This window comes from Vibrio sp. 378, assembly GCF_033339435.1.
Genome location: NZ_JAWOUO010000103.1, coordinates 1 through 1,229, shown reverse-complemented (window position 1 = coordinate 1,229; position 1,229 = coordinate 1). Strand labels below are relative to the sequence as shown.

1 protein-coding gene and 1 pseudogene are annotated in these 1,229 nt (G+C 45.6%); both read left to right on the top strand.

Translation table 11 applies throughout. The annotated features are described in order from the left end of the window. Positions 1–230 (top strand): annotated as a pseudogene (locus R7Q48_RS24385) (3-dehydroquinate synthase); the annotation flags it as partial. 52 nt (positions 231–282) lie between these two features. Further along, a partial coding sequence (locus R7Q48_RS24380; RefSeq protein ID WP_318132677.1) for an ATP-binding protein occupies positions 283–1,229 on the top strand: 947 nt, incomplete at its 3' end.

The window sequence follows — 1,229 nt, the reverse complement described above, 5'->3', positions numbered from 1 at the left end:
AAGAGCAGTTTGAACGTATTGTGGCATTGTTGCGCAGAGCGAAATTGCCAGTCCATACACCCGTCAGCATGAGTTTTGATGACTTTATCAAGCATATGATGCGTGATAAAAAAGTGCTGTCAGGTCAATTGCGCTTAGTTCTACCAACCGGAATTGGCAGTGCGGAAGTGATAGCCGATACTTCACAAGAAGTGATTCAGCAGGCTATTGATTTCGGTCGCAATATTTAACCTTGTAATGACGCCATCTGGCGTCATTCTTGTTGTTTAAGAAGGTTATTAGATGAGTTTTGCTCACGTTCTGGAATTAGATTCTCAAACCGAGTTATTGGATAGATTGGAGTTGTTGACCAACTTTGGATCCAACCTTATTGCGATCAATGGCCCTGATGGGTATGGAAAATCTTGGCTGGCGCAACGATACCTTGAGCTGGGTGCGAGTAACAAAAATCAATGTTTGTTACTTTGCCATGCGACCCAAGATGACGTGCAGCGTCGCGTCCTCATCTTGAGTCAGCTGGTTTCCGATGCATTGTTTAATCAACAAGAGCCTTTACTCGACAGTCTAGAGCGTATTCTCGAAGGTGAGCCTTGCGATATTGCGATTGTTATTGATGACGCTCATTTACTTAGTGAAACGCTCGTTTCGGAGTTATGGACGTTAGTCTTAGAGGCGCATGAAAAGCCGAACTGGACGATCAACGTGTTGCTTTTTACTAAGTCTGGGCGTTTGGAGTCGGTCTTGTCTCGGTTGAGTTATGGGCAAGAACTTAAGCCAGTTGAACTTGATATCGATATGCTATCCGAAGTGGAAGCGCGTCGTTTCTTCGAATCACTAGTGGTTAGGTATGTCGATGACGATGCGGAGAAACGTGTTCGAGATGCATTTAAGAAAGTCGACCCGATTCCGGGTGACATCATGGCATTAGGAGAGATGAAAGTGGAAAAAAGGATCATTATCCGTTCAATTGTCGGATCGCCACTCAACATCGCATTAGTGGTTTTGGTGCTACTGTTGCTGGCCGCTGGAGGCTATTGGTGGATGTTTAATCAGCCAAGCCCAGATGACAAAGCGCAGCAGATCACGGGAAGCATCGAGCAAACTGCCATTCCGACACTCACTGAGCCGACTCTTTCGCCATCAGAATCTAATTTAACCTCAGTGACTGACGGCTTGCCAAATGATGGCGATTTATCAGATGCGACTGACGATTCATCTGAACTCCAGTC